General features: G+C 62.6%; 24 protein-coding genes. 14 read left to right on the top strand and 10 right to left on the bottom strand.

All coding sequences use genetic code 11. The features are described 5' to 3' along the window. Nucleotides 1-160: 160 nt before the first annotated feature. The 10 genes from AC3B5Q_RS17310 (at nt 161) to AC3B5Q_RS17265 (ending at nt 8579) form a co-directional block, all read left to right on the top strand. On the top strand, nt 161-1807 hold the full coding sequence (locus tag AC3B5Q_RS17310; protein WP_021785355.1) for an acyl-CoA synthetase: 1647 nt from the start codon (nt 161-163) through the stop codon (nt 1805-1807). A gap of 13 nt (nt 1808-1820) precedes the next feature. After that, a complete protein-coding gene (locus tag AC3B5Q_RS17305; protein ID WP_488392687.1) occupies nt 1821-2588 on the top strand; it encodes an SDR family NAD(P)-dependent oxidoreductase in 768 nt (255 codons plus the stop codon). Nucleotides 2589-2599: 11 nt separating this feature from the next. Further along, nucleotides 2600-3793, top strand: a complete 1194-nt coding sequence (locus AC3B5Q_RS17300) for an acetyl-CoA C-acyltransferase (protein ID WP_021785353.1) — start codon at nt 2600-2602, stop codon at nt 3791-3793. 8 nt (nt 3794-3801) lie between these two features. Then, the gene (locus AC3B5Q_RS17295) at nt 3802-4929 is read left to right on the top strand and encodes an acyl-CoA dehydrogenase (RefSeq protein ID WP_021785352.1); all 1128 of its coding nucleotides are present in this window, start codon (nt 3802-3804) and stop codon (nt 4927-4929) included. A gap of 13 nt (nt 4930-4942) precedes the next feature. Further along, a complete protein-coding gene (locus tag AC3B5Q_RS17290) occupies nt 4943-5716 on the top strand; it encodes an enoyl-CoA hydratase (RefSeq protein WP_003250095.1) in 774 nt (257 codons plus the stop codon). A 646-nt stretch (nt 5717-6362) separates the two neighbouring features. Then, on the top strand, nt 6363-6578 hold the full coding sequence (locus AC3B5Q_RS17285; protein ID WP_325948494.1) for a hypothetical protein: 216 nt from the start codon (nt 6363-6365) through the stop codon (nt 6576-6578). A gap of 198 nt (nt 6579-6776) precedes the next feature. Next, nucleotides 6777-7181: a TraR/DksA family transcriptional regulator gene (locus tag AC3B5Q_RS17280; protein WP_003250099.1), complete on the top strand. Its 405-nt coding sequence runs from the start codon at nt 6777-6779 to the stop codon at nt 7179-7181. A 178-nt stretch (nt 7182-7359) separates the two neighbouring features. Further along, nucleotides 7360-7554 carry a hypothetical protein gene (locus AC3B5Q_RS17275; RefSeq protein ID WP_021783195.1) on the top strand — a complete coding sequence of 65 codons (195 nt, stop codon included), beginning with the start codon at nt 7360-7362 and terminating at the stop codon, nt 7552-7554. A gap of 345 nt (nt 7555-7899) precedes the next feature. After that, entirely contained in the window at nt 7900-8370 is a 471-nt protein-coding gene (locus tag AC3B5Q_RS17270) for a hypothetical protein (protein ID WP_003250101.1), read from the top strand. Further along, on the top strand, nt 8367-8579 hold the full coding sequence (locus tag AC3B5Q_RS17265; RefSeq protein ID WP_103469257.1) for a hypothetical protein: 213 nt from the start codon (nt 8367-8369) through the stop codon (nt 8577-8579). The genes AC3B5Q_RS17270 and AC3B5Q_RS17265 overlap by 4 nt, the downstream gene beginning before the upstream one ends. Nucleotides 8580-8591: 12 nt before the next feature. Here AC3B5Q_RS17265 and AC3B5Q_RS17260 read toward each other — a convergent pair whose 3' ends face one another. The 7 genes from AC3B5Q_RS17260 to AC3B5Q_RS17230 all read right to left on the bottom strand — a co-directional run bounded on the left by AC3B5Q_RS17260 (nt 8592) and on the right by AC3B5Q_RS17230 (nt 15750). Next, a complete protein-coding gene (locus tag AC3B5Q_RS17260; protein ID WP_021783193.1) occupies nt 8592-8957 on the bottom strand; it encodes a Na+/H+ antiporter subunit G in 366 nt (121 codons plus the stop codon). Continuing rightward, nucleotides 8954-9232 (bottom strand): K+/H+ antiporter subunit F, encoded by a 279-nt coding sequence (locus AC3B5Q_RS17255; protein WP_021783192.1) that lies wholly within the window; start codon nt 9230-9232, stop codon nt 8954-8956. Before AC3B5Q_RS17255 ends, AC3B5Q_RS17260 begins: the two co-directional genes overlap by 4 nt. Further along, the gene (locus tag AC3B5Q_RS17250; RefSeq protein WP_021783191.1) at nt 9229-9717 is read right to left on the bottom strand and encodes a Na+/H+ antiporter subunit E; all 489 of its coding nucleotides are present in this window, start codon (nt 9715-9717) and stop codon (nt 9229-9231) included. Before AC3B5Q_RS17250 ends, AC3B5Q_RS17255 begins: the two co-directional genes overlap by 4 nt. Beyond that, on the bottom strand, nt 9714-11393 hold the full coding sequence (locus AC3B5Q_RS17245) for a monovalent cation/H+ antiporter subunit D (RefSeq protein ID WP_021783190.1): 1680 nt from the start codon (nt 11391-11393) through the stop codon (nt 9714-9716). Before AC3B5Q_RS17245 ends, AC3B5Q_RS17250 begins: the two co-directional genes overlap by 4 nt. Beyond that, nucleotides 11390-11734, bottom strand: a complete 345-nt coding sequence (locus AC3B5Q_RS17240) for a Na+/H+ antiporter subunit C (protein ID WP_003250128.1) — start codon at nt 11732-11734, stop codon at nt 11390-11392. The genes AC3B5Q_RS17245 and AC3B5Q_RS17240 overlap by 4 nt, the downstream gene beginning before the upstream one ends. After that, on the bottom strand, nt 11734-14649 hold the full coding sequence (locus tag AC3B5Q_RS17235; protein WP_021783189.1) for a monovalent cation/H+ antiporter subunit A: 2916 nt from the start codon (nt 14647-14649) through the stop codon (nt 11734-11736). The genes AC3B5Q_RS17240 and AC3B5Q_RS17235 overlap by 1 nt, the downstream gene beginning before the upstream one ends. 150 nt (nt 14650-14799) lie before the next feature. Next, nucleotides 14800-15750, bottom strand: coding sequence for a DMT family transporter (locus tag AC3B5Q_RS17230; protein WP_103444032.1), 951 nt, complete (start codon nt 15748-15750; stop codon nt 14800-14802). Between the two features lie 84 nt (nt 15751-15834). Between AC3B5Q_RS17230 and relB the strand changes: the two genes are divergently transcribed. After that, nucleotides 15835-16398 carry a type II toxin-antitoxin system RelB family anti-toxin gene (relB, locus tag AC3B5Q_RS17225; RefSeq protein WP_028697079.1) on the top strand — a complete coding sequence of 188 codons (564 nt, stop codon included), beginning with the start codon at nt 15835-15837 and terminating at the stop codon, nt 16396-16398. Nucleotides 16399-16447: 49 nt separating this feature from the next. On the opposite strand, the gene AC3B5Q_RS17220 is transcribed toward relB, so the two are convergent. Beyond that, nucleotides 16448-16996, bottom strand: a complete 549-nt coding sequence (locus AC3B5Q_RS17220) for a cysteine hydrolase family protein (protein WP_488392686.1) — start codon at nt 16994-16996, stop codon at nt 16448-16450. A gap of 82 nt (nt 16997-17078) precedes the next feature. Between AC3B5Q_RS17220 and AC3B5Q_RS17215 the strand changes: the two genes are divergently transcribed. Beyond that, on the top strand, nt 17079-18071 hold the full coding sequence (locus tag AC3B5Q_RS17215) for a GlxA family transcriptional regulator (protein ID WP_021783185.1): 993 nt from the start codon (nt 17079-17081) through the stop codon (nt 18069-18071). Between the two features lie 81 nt (nt 18072-18152). Then, nucleotides 18153-18533, top strand: a complete 381-nt coding sequence (locus tag AC3B5Q_RS17210) for an antibiotic biosynthesis monooxygenase (RefSeq protein WP_488392685.1) — start codon at nt 18153-18155, stop codon at nt 18531-18533. Here the strand turns inward: AC3B5Q_RS17210 and AC3B5Q_RS17205 are convergent. Both AC3B5Q_RS17205 and AC3B5Q_RS17200 read right to left on the bottom strand, forming a co-directional pair. Beyond that, a complete protein-coding gene (locus tag AC3B5Q_RS17205) occupies nt 18512-19282 on the bottom strand; it encodes an alpha/beta hydrolase family protein (RefSeq protein ID WP_103444035.1) in 771 nt (256 codons plus the stop codon). The two genes, AC3B5Q_RS17210 and AC3B5Q_RS17205, sit on opposite strands and share 22 nt — an antisense overlap. Then, entirely contained in the window at nt 19266-20384 is a 1119-nt protein-coding gene (locus AC3B5Q_RS17200; protein ID WP_488392684.1) for a DUF3182 family protein, read from the bottom strand. Before AC3B5Q_RS17200 ends, AC3B5Q_RS17205 begins: the two co-directional genes overlap by 17 nt. A 220-nt stretch (nt 20385-20604) precedes the next feature. On the opposite strand from AC3B5Q_RS17200, the gene AC3B5Q_RS17195 reads away from it, so the two are divergent. Next, nucleotides 20605-22413 (top strand): aminopeptidase P family protein, encoded by a 1809-nt coding sequence (locus AC3B5Q_RS17195; protein WP_135192914.1) that lies wholly within the window; start codon nt 20605-20607, stop codon nt 22411-22413. Nucleotides 22414-22437: the final 24 nt, after the last annotated feature.

Here is a 22437-nt window from a genome sequence, read left to right as displayed (position 1 = left end):
AGTCCTACCTGCGGGCAGCCGAGCGCGCAGAGGGGTGATGAGCGGCGGCCAAACCAGTCATCCAGATTGACAGCTTTGGCCATTGCCGCCGCGCATGAGCGGCGCGAACATCGTCGGACCGATGCTTCAACTCCAAAAACAAGAAACCAGGAGTCCGATGATGCGCGATTACGCCGAGGCCGCTCGTGCGTTTGACCATGCCCAGGCCGCAGTGGCGGCATTGCATGGCAGCCTTGAGGCCCTTAATGCCTGTGTCGAATGTTGTGACCGGCATGCCGGTGACGGCAAGCTGGCGCTGATACATGAAGATCGCGACGGTAACAGCGCGCGCTATAGCTTCGACCAGCTTCAGGTGCAGGCTGCACGGTTCGCCAATGTGCTAAGGGCGCAGGGGGTGGGCGTTGGAGACCGGGTTGCCGGCTTGATGCCGCGCACCCCCGAACTGCTGGTGACCATCCTTGCTACCTGGCGCCTTGGGGCGGTTTATCAGCCCTTGTTCACGGCGTTCGGCCCCAAGGCCATCGAGCACCGGCTTGAGCAATCTCACGCCCGAGTGGTGGTCACCGATAGCCAGAACCGCGCCAAGCTGGACGAGGTGCACGCCTGCCCGACCATTATCACCGTCAAGGCCCGCAGTGGTGAACTGGACTTCCAGCAATGCCTGGAAAGCGCAGCGGATGTCTGCGAGCCGGTGATGCGCTCAGGCAACGATCCGTTCCTGCTGATGTTCACTTCTGGAACCACTGGCCCGGCAAAACCCCTGGAAGTGCCACTGCGCGCGATTGTCGCGTTTCAGGGCTACATGCGTGATGCCATCGAGCTGCTGCCTGAGGACAACTTCTGGAACCTGGCCGACCCGGGTTGGGCTTACGGTTTGTATTACGCCGTGACCGGTCCGTTGTCGCTGGGGCATGCCACCACGTTCTACGATGGCCCGTTCAGTGTCGAAAGCTGCGCCCGGGTGATCGACAAGCTGGGCATTACCAACCTGGCCGGCTCGCCCACTGCGTATCGCTTGCTGATTGCGGCGGGCAAAGATTTTTCGGCACCGATCAAGGGCCGCCTGCGAGTGGTCAGCAGTGCGGGCGAACCGCTTAACCCCGAGGTGATCCGCTGGTTCGCCGACGAGCTGGGCGTGACCATTCACGATCACTATGGCCAGACCGAATTGGGCATGGTGCTGTGCAACCACCATGGCCTGCAGCATCCGGTGCACCTGGGTTCTGCCGGCTATGCCATTCCTGGCCACCGCATCGTGGTGCTGGACGAGCAGGGCAACGAGCTGCCAGCCGGCCAGCCAGGCATCCTCGCCGTTGACCGTGAGCAGTCGCCGCTGTGCTGGTTCGGTGGTTACCACGGCCTGCCGACCAAAGCCTTCGTCGGCAAGTACTACCTCAGCGGCGACACTGTCGAGCTGAACCCGGATGGCAGCATCAGCTTCGTCGGCCGTAGCGACGACGTGATCACCACCTCCGGTTACCGGGTGGGGCCGTTCGATGTGGAAAGTGCGTTGATCGAGCACCCGGCGGTGATCGAGGCAGCGGTGATCGGCAAGCCCGACCCGGAGCGCACCGAGCTGATCAAGGCGTTCGTGGTATTGGCCAGCGGCTACGCCGGCAGCGTCGAGCTGGAAGAAACCTTGCGCCAGCACGTGCGCCAGCGTCTCTACGCGCATGCCTACCCGAGGGAAATCGAATTCGTCAGCGAACTGCCCAAGACCCCGAGCGGTAAGCTGCAACGCTTCATCCTGCGCAACCAGGAAGTCGCCAAACAACAAGCGCAACAGGCCACCCCTGTCAGCGTCTGAAAGGAAAGAACTCATGCACATCGCCAATAAACATTTCATCGTCAGCGGCGCCGCTTCCGGGCTGGGTGCCGCTACTGCACAGATGCTGGTCGAGGCTGGTGCCAAGGTCATGCTGGTCGACCTCAATGCCCCGGCTGTCGAAGCCAAGGCTCGCGAGCTGGGCGACAACGCCCGTTTCGCCGTGGCTGATATCAGTGACGAGCAGGCGGCCCAGTCGGCTGTCGATGCAGTTATCAGCGCCTTTGGCAGCCTGCATGGGTTGGTCAATTGTGCTGGCATCGTCGGTGCCGAGAAGGTGCTGGGCAAGCAGGGCCCACATGGCCTGGCCAGCTTCGCCAAGGTCATCAACGTCAACCTGATCGGCAGCTTCAACCTGTTGCGTCTGGCTGCAGCGGCCATGGCCGAAGGGGCTGCCGATGAGGGCGGCGAGCGCGGGGTCATCATCAACACGGCCTCCATTGCCGCCTATGACGGCCAGATTGGTCAGGCCGCCTACGCCGCCTCCAAGGGTGCCATTGCCAGCCTGACCTTGCCGGCCGCGCGCGAACTGGCGCGCTTCGGCATCCGCGTGATGACCATCGCTCCGGGCATCTTTGAAACCCCCATGATGGCCGGCATGAGCGAAGAGGTACGTGCTTCTCTGGCTGCCGGCGTGCCATTCCCGCCCCGCTTGGGTCGCCCGCAGGAATACGCTGCGCTGGCCCGCCACATCATCGAGAACAGCATGCTCAACGGTGAGGTCATCCGCCTCGACGGTGCGCTGCGCATGGCTGCCAAGTAAGGAGAACGAACATGCCCCTCGCCAATGACCCCATCGTTATCGTCAGCGCCGTACGCACGCCCATGGGCGGGCTGCAGGGCGACCTCAAAAGCCTGACTGCGCCGCAACTGGGCAGCGCTGCCATCCGTGGTGCCGTGGAACGTGCCGGCATCGATGCCGCTTGTGTCGAGCAGGTACTGTTCGGCTGCGTGCTGCCAGCCGGCCAGGGCCAGGCGCCGGCACGCCAGGCCGCGCTGGGCGCGGGGCTGGACAAGCACACCACCTGCACCACCCTGAACAAAATGTGCGGCTCGGGGATGCAAGCTGCGATCATGGCCCATGACCTGCTGCTGGCCGGCACCGCAGACGTGGTAGTGGCGGGTGGCATGGAAAGCATGACCAACGCGCCGTACCTGCTGGACAAAGCCCGTGGTGGCTACCGCATGGGCCACGGCAAGATCATCGACCACATGTTCATGGACGGCCTCGAAGACGCCTACGACAAAGGCCGCCTGATGGGCACCTTTGCCGAGGACTGTGCCCAGGCCAATGCCTTCAGCCGCGAAGCCCAGGACCAGTTCGCCATCGCCTCGCTCACCCGAGCGCAGGACGCCATCAGCAGCGGCCGTTTTGCCGCCGAGATCGTGCCGGTGGAAGTCACCGAGGGCAAGGAAAAGCGTGTCATCAAGGATGACGAGCAGCCGCCCAAGGCGCGCCTGGACAAGATTGCGCAGCTCAAACCGGCGTTTCGTGAAGGCGGCACCGTGACGGCGGCCAACGCCAGTTCGATTTCCGACGGCGCTGCGGCGCTGGTACTGATGCGTCGCTCCGAGGCCGACAAACGTGGCCTCAAGCCATTGGCCGTCATCCACGGTCACGCCGCCTTTGCCGACACCCCGGCGTTGTTCCCGACCGCCCCGATCGGCGCGATCGACAAACTGATGAAACGCACCGGCTGGAACCTGGCCGAGGTCGACTTGTTCGAGATCAACGAGGCCTTCGCCGTGGTCACCCTGGCGGCCATGAAACACCTCGATCTGCCACACGACAAGGTCAATATTCACGGCGGCGCCTGCGCCCTCGGGCACCCGATCGGCGCTTCTGGCGCACGTATTCTGGTCACCCTGTTGTCGGCCTTGCGCCAGAACAATCTGCACCGGGGTGTGGCGGCCATCTGCATCGGCGGTGGCGAGGCCACGGCCATGGCTGTTGAATGCCTGTACTGAGGTGAACCATGCTGGTAAATGACGAGCAACAACAGATCGCCGACGCGGTACGCGCCTTCGCCCAGGAGCGCCTGAGACCGTTTGCCGAGCAATGGGACAAGGAACATCGCTTCCCGAAAGAGGCCATCGACGAAATGGCCGAACTGGGCCTGTTCGGCATGCTGGTGCCGGAGCAGTGGGGCGGTAGCGACACCGGCTATGTGGCCTATGCCATGGCCCTGGAGGAAATCGCTGCGGGCGATGGCGCCTGCTCGACCATCATGAGCGTGCACAACTCGGTGGGTTGCGTGCCGATCCTGCGCTTCGGCAACGAGCAGCAGAAAGAGCAGTTCCTCACCCCGCTGGCGACAGGTGCGATGCTCGGTGCTTTCGCCCTGACCGAGCCGCAGGCTGGCTCCGATGCCAGCAGCCTGAAGACCCGAGCACGCCTGGAGGGCGACCACTATGTGCTCAATGGCAGCAAGCAGTTCATTACCTCGGGGCAGAACGCCGGGGTAGTGATCGTGTTTGCAGTCACCGACCCGGAGGCTGGCAAGCGTGGCATCAGCGCCTTCATCGTGCCGACCGACTCGCCGGGCTACCAGGTAGCACGGGTCGAGGACAAACTCGGCCAGCACGCCTCCGACACCTGCCAGATCGTTTTCGACGATGTGCGCGTGCCAGTGGCCAATCGGTTGGGGGCGGAGGGTGAAGGCTACAAGATCGCCCTGGCCAACCTTGAGGGCGGCCGTATCGGCATCGCCTCGCAAGCGGTGGGTATGGCCCGCGCGGCGTTCGAAGTGGCGCGCGACTACGCCAACGAGCGCCAGAGCTTTGGCAAACCGTTGATCCAGCACCAGGCCGTGGCCTTTCGCCTGGCCGACATGGCGACGAAGATTTCCGTGGCCCGGCAGATGGTATTGCACGCCGCCGCCCTTCGTGATGCGGGGCGCCCGGCGCTGGTGGAAGCATCGATGGCCAAGCTGTTTGCCTCGGAAATGGCCGAAAAGGTCTGTTCGGATGCCTTGCAGACCCTGGGCGGTTATGGCTATCTGAGTGACTTCCCGCTGGAGCGGATCTATCGCGACGTTCGGGTTTGCCAGATCTACGAAGGCACCAGCGACATTCAGCGCATGGTCATTGCGCGCAATCTTTGAAGGAGCAGACTGCATGGCATTCGAAACCATCCTGTTGGACATCCACGGCAAGGTTGGCCTGATCACCCTCAACCGCCCGCAGGCGCTCAATGCGCTGAACGCGCAGATTGTCGGCGAGATCAACCAGGCCCTGGACCAGCTCGAGCGCGACCCGAACATCGGCTGCGTGGTGCTGACAGGCTCGGCCAAAGCCTTTGCCGCTGGCGCTGACATCAAGGAAATGGCCGAGCTGCAATACCCGCAGATCTACGTCGACGACCTGTTCAGCGACGCCGATCGCATTGCCAATCGCCGTAAGCCGATCATTGCTGCCGTGTCCGGGTTTGCCTTGGGCGGCGGCTGCGAGCTGGCGATGATGTGCGACTTTATCCTCGCTGCCGACAACGCCAAGTTTGGTCAACCGGAAATCAACCTGGGCGTGCTGCCGGGCATGGGCGGCACCCAGCGCCTGACGCGTGCGGTGGGCAAGGCCAAGGCCATGGAGCTTTGCCTGACCGGCCGCCTGATGGGGGCGGAAGAGGCCGAGCGTGCAGGTTTGGTGGCGCGGATCGTGCCGCAGGCAGAACTGGTGGAAGAGGCGCTGAAGGTGGCGGCGACCATTGCCAGCAAGTCGATTCCGGTGAGCATGATGGTCAAGGAGAGCGTCAACCGAGCGTTTGAAGTCACCCTCAGCGAGGGGGTACGCTTTGAGCGTCGGGTCTTCCATGCGGCTTTCTCCACCGAAGACCAGAAAGAAGGCATGGCCGCATTCATCGCCAAGCGCGAGGCACAGTTCAAGGACCGTTGATCAGACTCGGTTCGTTGCCGTTGCCGTTGCCGTTGCCGTTGCCGTTGCCGTTGCTTTTGCTTTTGCTTCTAAGCGCGCGATAGTTCAGGCGACGCAGATTGCGACTTCAGGAGGCCGAGCGCAGGGCTTGCGGAGGGAGGTGACGGGCATGGATGCCCGTCAAGCGCTGGGCCCCAGGATGGGGCCTGCAGCGCGGTCCTCCCGGGAGCAAGCCCGGAGCGAGGGAACCCCGGAGCGTAGCGCAGGGGCCGGATGATGGGAGCGCAGCGTTTTTTGGTTACTTTTTGTCGCGTTTGACAAAAAGTGACCCGCCGTAAGGGCGGAAAGGTGACTATGCGCCACCTTCGTGAATGAATACCTACTCGATGTGGATGCCCACATCCAAGAAGCAAGAAGCAAGAAGCAAGAGGCGAACTTGTCTGTTTTGACTCAGCGAACAGGCCGTTTGCGATGGCGACGCTGACTCACCTTTTCGCCCTTACGGCGAGTCACTTTTTGTCAAACGCGACAAAAAGTAACCAAAAAACGCTGCGCTCCCATCATCCGGCCCCTGCGCTGCGCTCCGGGGTCCCCTCACTCCGGCCTTGCTCCCGGCAGGACCGCGCCGAAGGCCCCATCCTGGGGCCTCAGCGCTTGACGGGCATCCATGCCCGTCACCTGCCTCCGCAAGGCCTGCGTTCGGCCTCCTGAAGTCGCGAAGATCAAGATCAAGATCAAGATCAAGATCAAGATCAAGATCAAGATCAAGATCAACGGCAACGGCAACGGCAACGGCAACGGCAACGGCAACGGCAACGGCAACGGCAACGGCAGGCGGATGGGCCCTACCGGAATCACAGTTTGCTACTGGCCCTGCAGCTGAGCAGGGGTGCCGACCGGCGGATTGTCAGCAGCGGACGCAAATTCGCACCCATTTGCAGTTGCTCCACGCCGCTTGGCGCCTTAGACTGCCGCCCCCTGTAAAAGAGTGCCGGTTGGCGCTTGAAGAATTCCGCTGTCGATGCATAGGCATCGGCGGCACATGAATCGCCCAAATGCACATTTTTTCATAGAGAAATCGATGACCAAGGAACAGTTGCTGGCCATGTCGGCCGATGACTACATGAACGCCGACCAGCTTGCTTTCTTTACTGAGCTGCTGCAGGCGATGAAAGTCGAAACCCATGAACGCATCGAGCTCAGCCGCACCACCATCGAAGGCCTGGACACCCCGTCAGACCCTGCCGACGTGGCTTCGGTCGAAGAAGAACGTAGCTGGCTGGTAAATGCCATCGACCGCGACCAGCGCCTGCTGCCACAGCTGGAAATGGCCCTGGACCGTATTGCCGACGAAAGCTTCGGCTGGTGCGATGACAGTGGTGAGCCCATCGGCCTGAAGCGCTTGCTGATCAGCCCGACCACCAAGTACTGCATCGAAGCCCAGGAGCGCCACGAGCAGCTCGATCGCCACCAGCGCCAGGTATAAATCCGCGCGCGGTGCAAAGCCCCTCGGAGCAATCCCTGGGGCTTTTTGCGTTTCTCGTCGATACCGTTTTTGTTGCGCCGTAAGAAACACTGCTGTACCGGGATGCGCTGTTTCCGCGCCACTGTCAGGCGTATCATGGCTTTATCGTTAGGGTGCTAATTAAGTTCCGGAGGGAATGATGAATAGCCGAGTCGATGTGGCTGTAATGATAGGGTCGGGCGTGCCGGCCACCTTCCAGGCGCTGGGCAAGCGCATTTGCTGGGTGGTGCTGGTCAATGGCGAGCGCCGCGGCACCGCCTTCGCCACGCGCGAGGAAGCGCTTGAGTGTCAGGCTGCCTGGCAGCAGCAACTGAAGAAAGGGCTGGCTGCCTGAAAATGTTTATTGCCTCTCGACGGGTTTCGGTGTTTTCGGGCATATTTGTCCTACAGTAATGCGCACATGGATGCCAGGGCTTGTCTTCTTGCAGGCTCACTCCATTGGTTGCGTTTTCTGGCGAGTGATTTCAGGCATCACGCTTCCCAAGCCGGGAATGAGCCAAACGCCTTCGGTTGAGGGCGAGTCTGGCAAACCAGAGTAAAGATTCCTGCGCGCTGCATCGTCAGCGAGCACAGACATTTCGCATATCGCTTTATTACTCTTTTTGCCTATCGATAAGAAATGGCCGCGCCTCCCCGAGCTTGGGTGAGGGCGGGTTGTAACCGGTTGAGGATTACTTCATTGGCAGTCAGCACACTTGATACGCATGCGTTGTTCGCCCTGGGCGACTTGCGCGGTAAATTGGCCCAACTGTTTCAGGGCCGCTTCATCTATGTCACCGAACAGAGTCCCGAAGGCTTGTACATGGCCGAAATCGACACCGAGAGTGCACTGGTGGTCGATGACAAGCAGCGCCTTGAATTGAAAGTCGGCGACCACTTTCGTGCTGCCGTATTGCCTAGCCGCGAAGGTGGCAAGCTGGAAATGCGCTTTCGCGAAATCAAGTTGAATGTGTATGGCGTTGGCGACTACGCCTTCGTTTCTGTGCCGGAAGGCGAGGGCATCGTGTTTCGTGAAGGCCATGGCGTGATGCTGGTATTCGCCGCGCAGCAACAAGTGCAGGAAGGCCTGGGCAAGTTGCTTAAAGCAGTGACCGGCAAGGTCGCCAAATGGCGCAAGGGTGAACTGACCACCTTCAAGGCCAGTGAATGATCGACAGTGACGACGCGCCGGCATCGCGGGCCGAGTTTCATCGGCAGCACCAGGCAGATGCCGTGGCTGAGGCAGAACGTTTGCTGGCCGGGCGTGAGAGGCTGCAAGGCGCCTGGTTGAACTGGGTGGCGGCTGAGCTCTATCGCCTTAGCCCGCCGCCATATGCCGCCATGGTCCGGCGCGAGTTGCAGCGCCTGAGCCAAGGTTGAGACGGCAAACCTTCAATTGCCACGGTCTCGGCCGCTGCTGACTTCTTCAGGCACCGGCTCTTTCGCCATGCGCTTGCGGAACAGTGCCGCCCGTGCCAGCAACAGCGTGGTGATCGGCACGGTGATCGACAGCAGGATAGGAATCAGCCACGCGTGCAGCACAGGGGTGCCCTTGAGCCACGAAAAGTAGATGATCGAGGCCAGTGCAACGCACCAGGCGCCAAGGGTCGAGGCCAGCGCTGGCGGGTGCATGCGCTGGAAGTAGTCTTTCAGGCGTACCAGGCCTATGGCGCCGACCAGGGCGAACAGGCTGCCGGTGAGCAGCAGCGCGGCCGTGACCAGTTCCAGCCAGAACGGCAGTACCAGGGCTTCAGTCATTCGATCACCTCTCCGCGCAGCAGAAACTTGGCCAGGGCAAACGAGCCGACGAAACCAAACAGCGCAATCAGCAGGGCACCTTCGAAGTAGGTGTCACTGGCATAACGGATACCCAGCACCAGCATGGTGAGCATGGCCAGGATGTAAAGGTAGTCCAGGGCCAGCACGCGGTCTTGGGCGGAGGGGCCACGGAACAGCCGGATCAGCGTCAGGCCCATGGCCAGGGCGAAGATGAACAGGCTGGCGAGGACGGCATTGGCGAGCAGGCCTGTCATTGGAAAATCTCCATCAGCGGGCGTTCGTAAGTGTCCTTGAAGTGCTGTATGAAGGCCGCTTCATCGTCCAGCTCAAACACATGCACTAACAGCACACTGCGGTCCAGTGCCAGTTCGGACCAGACTGTGCCAGGCACCACCGTAGTGATCATCGACAGCGCTGCCAGGCCGTGGGGGTCACGCAATGCCAGTGGTATGTGAACGAACGCCGAGCGTAGCGGCTGCTTGCCGGCCCGCAGCACACCACGGGCCACCAGCAGGTTGGAGATGATCACATCGATGCCGACCCGACCGATCAGCCGGGCGATGACCAGGGGGCGCCGTACGTGGGCATGCTGCGGGCGCAGGGGCGCCATCAACAGTGGCGCCAGTATGCCAAGTGCGGCGCCTAGCAGCAGGTTGCCGGGGCTGACCGAGAGGTTCAGCAGCAGCCACAGGCCGAACAGCGAGACCGATAGCAGTGGGGCGGGGAACAGTCGGTTCATGGCTGCACCTCTACGTCGCGCGAGGTGGGGCCAGGAATCGGCCGGGCGGCCATCACGGCTTCGATATAGGTATCGGGGGCCTGCAGGCTGGCGGCAGTGTCCTGGGTGTAGCGCAGCAACGGCTCGGCTTTGAGGCTGAGGATGAGGCACAGGCCGAGCAGGATGACGATGGGCAGGCATTCATAGCGCCGCAGCACCGGTGACGGGCGCTCTTCGGGCTTCCAGAAACGCTGGATGCCGACGCGGCCGAAGGCGATCAGCGAGGCCATGCCGGACAGGATCAGCAACGCTACCAGGCCCCAGCCGGCGGCACTCAGCGGCTGCTCGGCCGGCACGCCCAGGCCCAGTGGATTGAACAGCGCGCTGATCAGGTTGAGCTTGCCGACAAAGCCTGACAGTGGCGGCATGCCGATGATCAGCAGTGCGCAGGCGATGAAGCTGAGGCCGAGGAAGGCCATGGTCCACGGGATGATCTGGCCGATTACCACCTGCTGTTCATCGTCGAGGTTGATGCCCTTGGGCGGGTGCAGCGATTCCAGTGGCGGGGGCATGGCGTCTTCTTCTTCGTCCAGCGGCGCTTCATTGGCCGAGCGCGAGCGCTCGACCAGTTCGGCGAGCAGGAACAGTGCACACAGCGCAAGGGTCGAGTTGACCAGGTAGAACAGCGCCGCGCCGGTCAGTGCCGCCTGAGCAAAACCCACCGCGCCAAGCAGGGTGCCGGCCGAGACCAGGATACTGAGTGCCGCCATACGTTCCAGGCGCTGTGCCGCCAGGATTGATACCGCTGCCACCGCCAGGGTAACCAGTCCGCCGTAAATCAGCCATTCGCCGCCGAAATGCGCAGAGGCCCCGGCCTGCCCGGAGAACAGCAGCGTCCACAGGCGCAGCACGGCGTACAGGCCGACTTTGGTCATGATGGCGAACAATGCAGCCACCGGTGCGCTGGCTGACGCGTAAGCTGGCACCAGCCAGAAGTTCAGTGGCCAGATACCGGCCTTGACCAGGAAGGCCACGGCCAGGATTGCCGCACCGGCATGCAGCAGGCCACGGTCGGCTTCCGGTACCAGTGGAACCTTCAGCGCTAGGTCAGCCATGTTCAGGGTGCCAGTTACGCCATACAGCATCGCTGCGCCGATCAGGAACAGCGACGAGGCAAACAGGTTGATGGCGATGTAGTGCAGGCCGGCGCGCACCCGCGCACGCCCCGAACCATGCAGCAGCAAGCCATAGGAGGCGGCCAGCAGCACTTCGAAGAAGACGAACAGGTTGAACAGGTCGGCGGTGAGGAAGGCGCCATACAGCCCCATCAGCTGAATCTGGAACAGTGCATGGAAGCTGGCCCCTGCACCGTCCCAGCGGGCACGGGCAAACAGCAGGGCGCTGAAACCGATGACCCCGGTCAGGCTCAGCAAGAGCGCGGACAGGTGGTCCACCACCAGCACGATGCCAAACGGCGCTGGCCAGTTGCCCGGCAGGTACACGCCGATCGATGCTGCCTGGCCCTGGGTGCGCACCCACAGCAGCAGAGAGACCGCGATTGCCAGGCCGGTGAAGGTTGACAGCAGGTTCAGACTGGCCTTGATATGCCTGTGCTTTTCACCCAGCAGCAACATGATCGCCGCTGTAATCAGCGGCAGCAGGATGGGGGCGACAATCAGTTGGCTCATACCACTCATTCGTCACGCTCCCGGCCATCCACGTGGTCGGTACCGGTCAGGCCGCGCGAGGCCAGCAGCACCACCAGGAACAGCGCGGTCATGGCGAAACTGATGACGATGGCGGTGAGCACCAGTGCCTGCGGCAGCGGGTCGGTGTAGTGCAGCAGGTCCTGGGTAACGCCATCCTTGATGATCGGTTCCTTGCCGATGAACAGGCTGCCCATGCTGAAGATGAACAGGTTGACCCCGTACGAAAGCAGGCACAGGCCCATGATCACCTGATAGGTACGCGGGCGCAGGATCAGCCACACTCCGGAGGCAGCCAGTACGCCGATGGCGACTGCAATCACTTCTTCCATCAGGCGGCTCCTGCTTGGCTGGTTTTTGCCGGGTTGCCCGGGCGGTAGGCGCGCACCGACTGGTGCGCCAGGGCCGTGAGGATCAGCAGGGTCGAGCCGACCACAACGGTGTACACGCCGATATCGAAGAACAGCGCGCTGGCCACGTGTACATCACCCAGCAGTGGCAGGTGCAAGTGGGCGGTATGGGTGGTGAGGAACGGATAACCCAGCAGCATGGCGCCGACACCGGTCAGGGTCGCGCACAGCAGCCCGGTACCCATCCAGCGTAGCGGCCGCAGGCTCATCTGTGCTTCGACCCACTGGGTGCCGGCCACCATGTACTGGAGGATGAACGCCACCGACATCACCAGGCCAGCGACAAACCCGCCACCGGGCTGGTTGTGCCCGCGCATGAACAGGTACATCGACACCAGCAAGGCGATCGGCAGCAGCAGGCGCACCAGTGCTGCAGGCACCATCATGAACCCCAGCGCGGTATCGGTGGCATGCCGCGGGTTGATCAGGTCGGTGACCACGTCCGGCGCCAACTGGCGCTGTTGCGCTGGCAACTGCATGCTCTCTTTCGGAGGGCGGAAGCGCCGCAGCAGGGCGAACACAGTCAGTGCCACAGCCACCAGTACGGTGATTTCACCGAGGGTATCGAAGCCGCGGAAGTCGACCAGCATGACATTGACCACATTGGTGCCGCCGCCCTGAGGCAATGCCCGGCTCAAGTAGAACGAGGAAATGTCGTTGGGCGTCGGTCGGGTCAGCATGGCGTACGACAGCACGGCCATGCCGCCACCCACCAGCACGGCCAGCAGCAAGTCGCGCAGGCGGCGCATGCGCGCGCGCTCCAGGCTGCCAGGCAGCGGTGACACGCCTTCGATACGCCTAGGCAGCCAACGCAGGCCGAGCAGGATCAGCACGGTGGTGACCACTTCCACCACCAGCTGGGTCAGCGCCAGGTCCGGCGCAGAGAACCAGACGAAGGTAATGCAGGTCATCAGGCCGCAGACGCTGACCATGATCAGGGCCGCCAGACGGTGGTACTTGGCTTGATAAGCGGCGCCGATGGCGCAGGCAATCGCGATCAACCACAGGGCGACGAACACGCCCGAACCCGGAATCTTCGGGCGGTCACCCCAGCTCAGGCCGCTATAGAACATAGGCGTGAGGCCCGCGAGGAACGCGGCGAATACCAGCATGAATAGCTGCGACTGCAGGCGCCGGGTGGTGAGCAAGCGCTCGAGGCGACGCGCCAGCAGCATCAGATGAACCTGGCCATGCTCGAACAGCCGCTTGCCATTGAAACGCTCGATCACGGGGGGGGAGGGGAAGCGGCCCAGGCGCAGTTGCTTGCGCAGCAGCAGGTACAGGACGATGCCGCCGCTCATGGCTACCAGGCTCATGACCATCGGTGCGTTCCAGCCATGCCAGATGGCCAGGCTGTACTCGGGCAGGGTACCGCCAACCACCGGCAGGGCTGCAGCGGCCAACAGGGGGCCGACCGACTGGGCGGGGAAGATGCCCACTACCAGGCAGGTGAGCACCAGCAACTCGACTGGAGCACGCATCCAGCGTGGCGGCTCGTGCGGGGTATGGGGCAGGTCCTGAGCCGTCGGCCCGAAGAACACATCGACGGTAAAGCGCAGGGCATAGGCCACGCTGAAGGTGCCAGCCAGGGTGGCGATTACCGGCAGCGTGGCCTCGACCCAGGCGGTAGAACTGATGAACACCGTCTCGGCGAAGAACATTTCCTTCGACAGGAAGCCGTTCATCAGCGGTACGCCGGCCATCGAGGCGCTGGCGACCATCGCCAGGGTCGCGGTATAGGGCACCAGGCGGACGAGGCCGCTGAGGCGGCGAATGTCACGGGTGCCGCTCTCGTGGTCGATGATGCCGGCGGCCATGAACAGCGAGGCCTTGAAGGTGGCATGGTTGAGAATGTGGAATACCGCGGCAACGGCAGCCAGCGGGCTGTTCAGGCCAAGCAGCAGGGTAATCAGGCCCAGGTGGCTGATGGTCGAATAGGCCAGCAGGCCCTTGAGGTCATTCTGGAACATGGCGGCGAATGCGCCGAGCAGCAGGGTGAGGGCACCGGCACCGCCGACGATCCAGAACCACTCCTCGCTACCGGAAAGTACCGGCCACAGGCGTGCCAGCAGGAACACCCCGGCCTTGACCATGGTGGCAGAGTGTAAATAGGCCGACACCGGCGTGGGCGCTGCCATGGCGTGGGGCAGCCAGAACTGGAAGGGGAACTGTGCGCTCTTGGTCAGGGCGCCGATGAGGATCAGGGGCAGCAGCACCGGGTAAAGCGCATGCTGGCGGATGATGTGACCGGCAGCCAGGACCTTGTCCAGGTCGTAGCTGCCGACCACATGGCCGAGCAGCAGTGCCCCTACCAGCAGGCACAAGCCGCCTGCGCCGGTTACCATCAGCGCCATGTAGGCGCCGCGACGGGCATCGGCGCGGTGGTGCCAGTAGCCAATCAGCAGGAAGGAGAACAGGCTGGTCAGTTCCCAGAAGAACACCAGCTGGATCAGGTTGCCGGAGATGACCAGACCGAGCATGGCGCCCATGAAGGCCAGGAAGAACGCGAAGAAGCGTGGCACCGGGTCTTGCGGCGACATGTAGTAGCGGGCATACAGCGATACCAGTGTGCCAATGCCCAGTACCAGCAACGAGAACAGCCAGGCAAAGCCGTCCATGCGCAAGACCAGGTTCATCCCCAGGCTGGGTAGCCACAGGAACTCTTCGCGAATGACGCCACCATGGGCAATCTGAGGGTACAGAAGTGCTACCTGGACGGTACCGACCAGGGCTACGAGCCCGGCAAGAATGGACTCGGCGTTACGTGCGTTGTGCGGCAGCACAGCTGCCAGGCAACTGCCCAAGAACGGCAGAAGCAATAGCACTATCAAGGACATAGCGGCCTATTCTGGAGAAGTTTGCAAAGAATCATACGTGCCGAGGTGTTTATCACCAACACGCAAGCTGTCGCAGAATCCTACAAACAGGCTGTGACAAGCGGTTTTTTTATAACAGTTCTTTACAAAGAATAGCCGCTGTTGACCCTTTCACAGCCCGGCCTGACGTTCGCCTTGATGCTGCACATCGCGTGCTTCGACGCTTTCGCGAGGGCGCCGCACCTTGAGTTCACTGACCACCACCGCGACCACGATCAGCAGGCCGCCGAGCAGCGCAACGCCCGGCAGGCGCTCGCCGGCCAGGCGCCCGACGATGCCGGCCCACACCGGTTCACCGGCATAGATGAGCGTGGCGCGGGTAGGCGAGACCGACTTCTGGGCCCAGTTCATCGCCACTTGAATCACCGCACTCATTGCGCCCAGGCCGACTGCGCTGGCCAGCAGAAGCCAGGAAAAGTCGGGGATGCGCTCCTGGGTCGGCACGATCATCAGAAACGCCAGCAGCGATGCGGTGGCAAGTTGCACCACAGTCACCCGGCGCACATCGACCTGGCCGGCGTAGCGGCTGATCAGGATGATTTCACCGGCGATGGCCACGGCGCTGACCAGGGTGACCAGTTCGCCCTCGCTGAAACGCAGGCTGCCGCCTTCCGGGCCGGCCAGCAGCATCAGACCGATGAATGCAAGGCAGATACCCATGCTGGGCATCAGGCCGGGCCGCCGGCCCAGCACCAGCCACTGCAGCAGCGGCACAAACGGCACGTACAACGCAGTGATGAACGCTGACTGGCTGCTGCTGATGGTTTGCAGGCCCATGGTCTGCAGGCCATAGCCGAGCATGATCGACACGCCGATCAGCATGCCGGCCTTCAGCTCGGTGAAGGTCAGGCCGGGCAGCGCTCGCGCCGAGACCACGCCAACGAACAGCGCGGCTGCTGCAAAGCGCAGGCCGACGAAGAACATCGGGCCGCTGACGGTCATCACGTTATGCACCAGCAGGAAAGTGCCGCCCCACAACATGGTGATGAATACCAGCACCAGTTCGGCCTTGCTCAGGCGGAAGGTGACGGCAGGGGTAGGCTTGCTGCTGGGCTGGTTCATGGTCTTGCACACTCGGAAAGGGCGGCGCACAATCGCCGCAAAAGTGGGCAGTATACTGCGCAATCTTGATCAGTGAGCAATATAGTGCACAAGGATTCTTCGCACCGGGCATCGGTGCTGCAACATGTCAGCCTCAATGTGCGCAGTCTGCGCAACGCCGCCGGCTTGAGTCAGGCGGCGCTCGCCGAGCGTTCAGGGGTCAGCCGGCGCATGCTGGTCGCGATCGAGGCGGGCGAGAAGAATGTCAGCCTGACCACATTGGACCTGATTGCCGAAGCCTTGGGCGTGGCCTTCAGTACTTTGATCCAGGCGCCAGACCTGCGCGACCCCGGGCGCATTGAAGAGCTGGCCTGGGCTGGCGAACACCCCCAGAGCAGAGCGGTGTTGCTGGGCACCAGCCCGGCAAGGCGCGAGGTGGAACTTTGGGAGTGGACCCTGGCACCGGGGGAGTGCTATTGCAGTGAGGCCGATGCCGAAGGATGGAGTGAGCAGATTTATGTGGTCGATGGGCAACTGACGCTGATCATCGAAGATATCGAGCATCGCTTGCAGGCAGGGCGGTTCCATGTGTTCCCCAGCAATTGCCGGTATGCCTACCGCAACGATGGCGTGACGGCTGTGCGGTTTGTGCGCAATGTGGTGATTTGAGTGTGCAGGTGTTGGGGCTGCTGTGCAGCCTCAACAGGTCTCAAACCGATCAGTTTTTCAGCAGCTCATCGGTCTTCACCACATTGGCATAGGCAAACGCCAACGCCGCCATCGCCGAGTCATGCACATGAGCCGCCGGCACCTGTTTGCCGTCGAACGCCAGTGGCAGGGTTGCGCAGGCATCGTGCGCCACGGTCACTTGATAGCCCAGGTCGGCCGCAGCCCGGGTGGCGGCGTCAATGCACATGTGGCTCATGCTGCCGACGATGGTCAGCGCCTCGACGCCATGCCGGTCCAGCGTGTGCTCGAGATCGGTGCCGAGGAAGGCATTGACCTTGTGCTTTAGCACCACGGGCTCCCCCGGTAATGGCTCGACCTTGGCGTGGATGGCCGCGCCTTGCGAACCGGGGGTAAAGAATGGCGCATCGGCAGTGTCGAACTCATGCCGCACATGCACCACCAGATCGCCGCGCTGGCGTGCTGCTGCCAGTAAGCGGGCAGCGTTGTCGGCCGCCTGGTCGGCGCCATCGAGGGTCCATTTGCCGCCCGGGAAGTAGTCGTTCTGGATGTCGATGATGAGCAGTGCCTGCTTGTTCATGCTGCCTCCTGTGGCAGTAGTCGTCGAGAGACGTTAGTTATAGGCTGTGTTCACTTACCTGAGGATTGGCGCGAACGACACTATGCGGGCAAAAACTGACACCTCAGCCAACCTCGATATCGGCTTGCTGCTGTACCCCGGCGTCCAGCGCGCCGCTGTGCATGGCCTGGCCGACCTGTTCCTGGTGGCCAACCGGGTTGCGGCCGAACTGGGGGCCGTCGAGCTGCCGCACATTCGGGTCAGTTGCTGGCAGGCAGATGAGGCAGGGCAGTTGTTGCCAGCATCGGATAGCTCTGCTGTTGCCGCATCGGGCTTGCGTGTACTGATCATTCCGCCAAGCCTGGAGTCGGCTCCGCAAGCTGAGTTGCTGGAGCGTCACCGTGCGTCGCTGTGTCTGATGCACGGGCGTGGTACGGTGCTGGCGTCGGTATGCATCGGGGTATTTTTCATTGCTGCCAGCGGTTTGCTCGATGGGCGCCCGGCCTGCACGCACTGGAACTATGTGCATGCGCTTGCCCAGCGCTTCCCCAAGGTGCGGGTAGAGGCCCAGCAGCCATTGCTGGATGACGGCGACATCGTGACCTCGGCGGGGTTGATGGCCTGGACTGACTTGGGCTTGCGTCTGCTGGAGCGCTTTGTGGGGGCAACGGTGGCACAGGAGACCGCCCGCTATCTGGCGGTCGATCCGGTCGCGGCGCCGCTGCCCGGAGCTGTCTTCAGCCCGCGCCTAGACCACGGCGACGAGGCCGTGTTGAAGGTGCAGCACTGGTTGCAGGGCAATGGCGGGCAGGATGCCGACCTGAGCACGATGGCTGCCTGCGCGGGGCTGGAGGAGCGCACTTTCTTGCGGCGCTTTCGTGCAGCTACCGGGCTGCGCCCGACCGAGTATTGCCAGCAGGTGAGGGTAGGTCGGGCGTGCCGTTTGCTGGAGTTCACCCGGCGCAACGTCGAACAGATCGCGTGGGGTGTCGGCTACCAGGACCCGGGTGCGTTTCGCAAGGTGTTCCAGCGTGTCACCGGCCTTACCCCGAGTGATTATCGGCGACGGTTTGCGGTGTCCGGTCAGGGTATGTAGAAACCACTTGACCTTGACTTTACTTGAGGTTTTACCCTGCACGGCATCGCGCTGCATGCGTCCGTAGCCAGGAGACTGTCGATGTTGGCAAAACCTCATGCCTTGTGGTTCACCCAGATGATCGAATACGAAGTGCCCACCATGTGCCAGCAGGCATTGGCCCACGCCCTGGTGGTGCGTAGTGAGGCGCTGGCTGCGCGTTGCGAAGGGCTGCAGGGTGTGAGTATCCAGGCCAGCGACGATGGCAGCCGGGTGTTGCAATACCTGCAATGGCAGTCACGCCAGGCCTGGGCTGCGGCAGCCGTGCACTTCGTCGAGGCGTCGTTTCTTGACCTGCTGAGCAAGCATCAGGCGCGAAGCATCAACTTCGCCGCCTACCAGGCCCTGCGCAGCTTGGTGCGCGGTGACGATGGCGTCCTGCATTGCCAGGTGGGCGGGCATCAGGCATACCAAGGTGCGTAGTGCGGGTAGCGATCCAGGCGGGCGCCGATGACCATTTCGCTGATCCATGCCGCCAGGATCGAGCTGTAGGCTTTCTGGCTCTCTTCGCTGGACAGTGCATGATCGGCTCCGTCGACGATGCGATGAGTGAGCGAGTGGGCATTGATAAATGCCGAGCGGTAGCTCATCAATGTAGTGTGCGGCACGTAGTCATCCTGCTCGGACTCTACTAGCAGCACATCCCCGCCGAATTCGGCGCACGCTGCCAGTGCGCGGTTGTCGGCCGGGCCCAGGGGGCGCCGGCGATAGGCATTCAGGCGTTGACGGTCAAGGGTTTGTTTCGGGTTGCCCCATTCGTCGTCCCAGTACATGGCGGGTACCCGCAGAGCCAGCCATCTGACCGGCCGTTCGCGGGTAAGCAGAGTCGCCAGGTAACCGCCATAACTGCTGCCGATAATGGCGATGGCACTGCTGTCGACCGCCGGGTGGCTGACCAGTCGATCGTAAGCCACTAGCAGGTCCTGCAGGTTCTGTTCACGGGTAACCGTGAGGCGCTGGCTTTCGGTCTTTTCGTGACCGCGCAGGTCGAAGGTCATGCACACGCATCCCAGTCCTGTGATATGCCGGGCGCGCGCCAGGTCACGTTGTTGGCTGCCACCCCAGCCGTGTACGAAGAGAATGCCCGGCATCTTGGTGCCCGGGCTGACCAAGGTGCCGGCAATGCGGTCATTCTCGACCTGCAGTTCAACGGTTTCACTCTGAATGGCCATGTTCAAGAATCCGCGCAAATTTACTGAGTTGTCCGAGTTCACTGTCGTTTCCTTGGTAAAAGAGGGTGGCGTCAGAGGGCAAGTCGGGGTTGCCGAATACTTCGTGGGTGGAGGCACGCACCCGTTGCAATGCCGGGTCATCGGCAAACGCCTGCAGGGCCAACAGTTCTGCGCTGCTAGCACCGCCCAGGCGCCAGGATTGTTCGAGTACCCCGCTGCGCAGGTGGCCTGAAGGGCTGATGCCGCGAGCGATATCATAGTTGCGACGTGAGGCGAAAAAGCCCGGGAAGTGTTGCTCGGCGGCTTGTTCGTAAACCATGGCCTGGTTGATGGCAAGGCGAAGGTGGTCTTCCAGTGGAAGCTGTAGCAGCGCCTGATAGTCGCCACGTACCACCACCAGGTCAGAACCGCCGTAGACCTCTGTGCCCTGATGGTCGCGTGTCAGTTGCTGGGTGCCGTGGTAGCTGCAGGTCAGGCCGGCGACGCGCACCTGGCCGACGCTGAATGTTTGCACGTCGCGCAGGTCTTCTTCGAGCACCAGACCCCACAGCGCCAACGCTTGATCATCCATACCGACCAGCAGAGGCTCCAGGGCGTCTGCAGTGGTGATGACCTGTTGCCCGCGTCCTGCGCAAGCCAGTACCGGCTTGACCCTCAGTGGGCCATCGAGCAGCAGCAAATGTGCGGCAGCGTGAGCGTCGGCTTTGCTGAACACGGTGTAGCCGCGCAGCAGGGCGTCGCTGGCCTGTCGGGCAAAGTCGTTGGTCCAGCCCGGCGGGAAGCTGGCCCCTGCTGGCAGCGGGTGAGAGATTGCCTTGGTCGCCATGTAGGGGGACGGCACCATACCGCCAAACAGGTCCTGTTCGCTGCGAATACCCAAGGCGGTATATCGCCTGGGGTCGATCAGGGTCTCGGTGGGAAGATAATAGTAGGCTTCGGCGGCGTCTGGCTGCTGCATGGGATGTATATGTGGGCATCCCAGCAAACGGGCCAGGCCATCGGCAAGCTTGAGATGAACGCCGTGCTCGTGTTCGGGCGTATGGTCGCGGGCGTCAAGCAACACCACCCCGGCTTTCGGTTCGATGGCACTGGGCATGATCATTTGCCTGTGTGCAATGAATGTACTGTGTGTGAAGCCGATGCCTTGGGGAAGTTCAGCGGAACTTGATCGATGGTTCTGGTCCTGTTGTAGGCAGCTTCCTATTGGCACAGGGCGTGGCGGGCAATGCGTGCCGTATCTTGGTCGTCGCGATTGCAGCGCTCTGGCGGCTGTTCCATTATCGGTCTATTGGATTAACCGTTATGAAGCCGCAGGAGAGTGCATGAACGTCCAGACCACCCTTGAGCAAAGCGTGCCGCAGCGACTGGTGCACGTGCGCCAAGCCATGGCGGCAGAGGGCATCGATGCCTTGCTGGTACCCTCTGCCGATCCCCATCTTTCCGAATACCTGCCCGGTTACTGGCAGGGGCGTCAGTGGCTTTCGGGGTTTCAGGGCTCGGTCGGTACGTTGGTGGTCACCCCCGGGTTTGCCGGCCTGTGGGTCGATAGCCGGTACTGGGAGCAGGCGGCTCACGAGCTGGAGGGCAGCGGCATCGAACTGATGAAACTGTTGCCGGGCAAACCCGGGGCGCTGGAATGGTTGGGCGAAAACGTCGAGCGCAACGGTCGCGTGGCAGTGGATGGCGCGGTCATGGCCCTGGCTTCGGCGCGCCAACTGGGTGAGCGGCTGAAGGCGCGTGGAGCGCGGCTGGTGACTGACATGGACCTGCTGGGTCAGGTCTGGGACGGGCGCCCGGCGCTGCCAGGTAACCCGGTGTACCAGCACTTGCCGCCACACGCCACGGTGAACCGGGCGGAAAAGCTCGCGCAATTGCGCCAGGGCATACAGGCCAAGGGGGCCGACTGGCACTTCATCGCGACTCTGGACGACATTGCCTGGCTGTTCAACCTGCGCGGAAGCGATGTCTCCTACAATCCGGTTTTCCTGGCCTTTGCCCTGATCAATCAGCAGCAGGCCATCCTGTTCGTGGGCCAGGACAAGGTGGACGCGCACCTGCGTCACGTGCTGGAGGTCGACGGCATCGAGGTGCGTGACTATAGCGAAGCAGGCAAGGCGCTAGGCACCGTTCCCGCGGGGGCGCGGCTGCTGGTGGATCCGGCACGGGTCACCTGCGGCCTGCTGGACAACCTGGCGGCAGAGGTGGTGCTTGTCGAGGGGCTCAACCCCACCACGCTGAGCAAGTCTTGCAAGGGTGACGACGACCTGGTGCACATTCGCCAGGTCATGGAGCAGGACGGCGCGGCCTTGTGCGAATTTTTCGCCTGGTTCGAGGCGAATCTCGGCCGGGAGATCATTACCGAGCTGACGGTGGACGAGCAATTGAGTGCCGCGCGTGCTCGGCGCCCGAACTTCGTGTCGCTGAGTTTTTCTACCATCGCCGCCTTCAATGGCAATGGCGCGATGCCACACTACCGTGCCACCGAGCAGTCGCATGCGCTCATCGAGGGTAATGGCTTGCTGCTGATCGACTCGGGCGGTCAATACCTGGGCGGCACTACCGACATCACCCGCATGGTGCCGGTCGGTAACCCCAGCCAGGCGCAGAAGCAGGACTGCACCCGTGTGCTCAAGGGCATGATTGCCCTGTCGCGTGCCACGTTCCCGCGAGGGGTGTTGTCGCCGTTGCTCGACGCCATTGCCCGGGCGCCGATCTGGGCTGATCAGGTCGATTACGGTCATGGTACCGGTCACGGGGTGGGCTACTTCATGAACGTGCACGAGGGGCCTCAAGTGATCGCCTACCAGGCGGCACCTGCACCGCAGACGGCGATGCAAGCGGGCATGATCAGCTCGATCGAACCGGGTACGTACCGGCCGGGGCAGTGGGGTGTACGCATCGAGAACCTGGTGGTCAACCGCGAAGCGGGCAAGAGTGCCTTCGGTGACTTCCTGCACTTCGAGACCTTGACGCTGTGCCCTATCGACACCCGCTGTCTGTTGCCCGAGTTGCTGACCAGGGAAGAGGTGGAGTGGCTGAACGGCTATCACGCCCATGTGCGTGAGCGTCTGGCGCCCTTGCTCCAAGGGGAGGCACTGGCCTGGATGGAAGAGCGTACTGCACCGCTGTAAGGCAGATGAAAAAGGGCAGTTTTC

This window comes from Pseudomonas sp. D5(2026), assembly GCF_057766845.1.
Note: the sequence above shows the minus strand (reverse complement) of the source record. Positions and strands in the feature narration are given on the sequence as shown.

Coding starts and splice junctions, on each gene's coding strand:
- AC3B5Q_RS17220 (WP_488392686.1), bottom strand. CDS start 16,996: ATGAACAAGCAGGCACTGCTCATCATCGACATCCAGAACGACTACTTC.
- AC3B5Q_RS17305 (WP_488392687.1), top strand. CDS start 1,821: ATGCACATCGCCAATAAACATTTCATCGTCAGCGGCGCCGCTTCCGGG.
- AC3B5Q_RS17285 (WP_325948494.1), top strand. CDS start 6,363: ATGCCCGTCACCTGCCTCCGCAAGGCCTGCGTTCGGCCTCCTGAAGTC.
- AC3B5Q_RS17295 (WP_021785352.1), top strand. CDS start 3,802: ATGCTGGTAAATGACGAGCAACAACAGATCGCCGACGCGGTACGCGCC.
- AC3B5Q_RS17260 (WP_021783193.1), bottom strand. CDS start 8,957: ATGACTGAAGCCCTGGTACTGCCGTTCTGGCTGGAACTGGTCACGGCC.
- AC3B5Q_RS17300 (WP_021785353.1), top strand. CDS start 2,600: ATGCCCCTCGCCAATGACCCCATCGTTATCGTCAGCGCCGTACGCACG.
- AC3B5Q_RS17205 (WP_103444035.1), bottom strand. CDS start 19,282: ATGGCCATTCAGAGTGAAACCGTTGAACTGCAGGTCGAGAATGACCGC.
- AC3B5Q_RS17265 (WP_103469257.1), top strand. CDS start 8,367: ATGATCGACAGTGACGACGCGCCGGCATCGCGGGCCGAGTTTCATCGG.
- AC3B5Q_RS17195 (WP_135192914.1), top strand. CDS start 20,605: ATGAACGTCCAGACCACCCTTGAGCAAAGCGTGCCGCAGCGACTGGTG.
- AC3B5Q_RS17200 (WP_488392684.1), bottom strand. CDS start 20,384: ATGATCATGCCCAGTGCCATCGAACCGAAAGCCGGGGTGGTGTTGCTT.
- AC3B5Q_RS17230 (WP_103444032.1), bottom strand. CDS start 15,750: ATGAACCAGCCCAGCAGCAAGCCTACCCCTGCCGTCACCTTCCGCCTG.
- AC3B5Q_RS17290 (WP_003250095.1), top strand. CDS start 4,943: ATGGCATTCGAAACCATCCTGTTGGACATCCACGGCAAGGTTGGCCTG.
- AC3B5Q_RS17280 (WP_003250099.1), top strand. CDS start 6,777: ATGACCAAGGAACAGTTGCTGGCCATGTCGGCCGATGACTACATGAAC.
- AC3B5Q_RS17235 (WP_021783189.1), bottom strand. CDS start 14,649: ATGTCCTTGATAGTGCTATTGCTTCTGCCGTTCTTGGGCAGTTGCCTG.
- AC3B5Q_RS17310 (WP_021785355.1), top strand. CDS start 161: ATGCGCGATTACGCCGAGGCCGCTCGTGCGTTTGACCATGCCCAGGCC.
- AC3B5Q_RS17250 (WP_021783191.1), bottom strand. CDS start 9,717: ATGAACCGACTGTTCCCCGCCCCACTGCTATCGGTCTCGCTGTTCGGC.
- AC3B5Q_RS17215 (WP_021783185.1), top strand. CDS start 17,079: ATGCGGGCAAAAACTGACACCTCAGCCAACCTCGATATCGGCTTGCTG.
- AC3B5Q_RS17210 (WP_488392685.1), top strand. CDS start 18,153: ATGTTGGCAAAACCTCATGCCTTGTGGTTCACCCAGATGATCGAATAC.
- AC3B5Q_RS17245 (WP_021783190.1), bottom strand. CDS start 11,393: ATGAGTGGTATGAGCCAACTGATTGTCGCCCCCATCCTGCTGCCGCTG.
- AC3B5Q_RS17255 (WP_021783192.1), bottom strand. CDS start 9,232: ATGACAGGCCTGCTCGCCAATGCCGTCCTCGCCAGCCTGTTCATCTTC.
- AC3B5Q_RS17240 (WP_003250128.1), bottom strand. CDS start 11,734: ATGGAAGAAGTGATTGCAGTCGCCATCGGCGTACTGGCTGCCTCCGGA.
- AC3B5Q_RS17275 (WP_021783195.1), top strand. CDS start 7,360: ATGAATAGCCGAGTCGATGTGGCTGTAATGATAGGGTCGGGCGTGCCG.